The following is a 485-nucleotide window of genomic DNA, read 5'->3' as shown; positions in this document are numbered from 1 at the left end:
ATATATGTCACTTGTATAAAATTACACAAGTATTCACATTACATAAAGGAGGCTTATTATGCAAAAAATATTTAACTGGGTTAAATGTATGAGTATCAAGAAAAAATTAATCATTTCATTTTTTCTTATTTTAACTATACCAGGACTTATTATCGGTGGTGTTTCATATCAAACTGCCAAAACAAATTTTGAACAACAAATCACAGGTAAAGCAAAGGAAAACATTTCGATTTTAAATACTGTTATTTCTCAAAATATAGAAGAGAAATTTGTTGATGCAGCATACTTTGCAGACATCTTAACAGAGGATACATATCCAAACGGGCAAGAAGAAATAGTAAGAACGAAGTTAGCGCAATATATAAAACTTCATCCAGAAGTAGAAGGCATTTATATTGGAACGCAGACGGGAAAGTTTATAAGAGAACCATTTATCCAAATGTCTGATGGATATAATCCAACAGATAGAGATTGGTATAAAGAAG

1 protein-coding gene is annotated in these 485 nt (G+C 30.1%); it reads left to right on the top strand.

The window, feature by feature from the left end; genetic code table 11:
• Positions 1 to 58 precede the first annotated feature (58 nt).
• On the top strand, positions 59 to 485 hold a 427-nt coding region (locus tag KI369_RS28680; RefSeq protein ID WP_498033627.1), incomplete at its 3' end, for an MCP four helix bundle domain-containing protein.

Origin of the sequence: Bacillus sanguinis, assembly GCF_018332475.1 — a bacterium.
Taxonomy (GTDB): Bacteria; Bacillota; Bacilli; order Bacillales; family Bacillaceae_G; genus Bacillus_A; species Bacillus_A sanguinis.
This window is presented reverse-complemented; position numbering and strand designations above follow the sequence as displayed.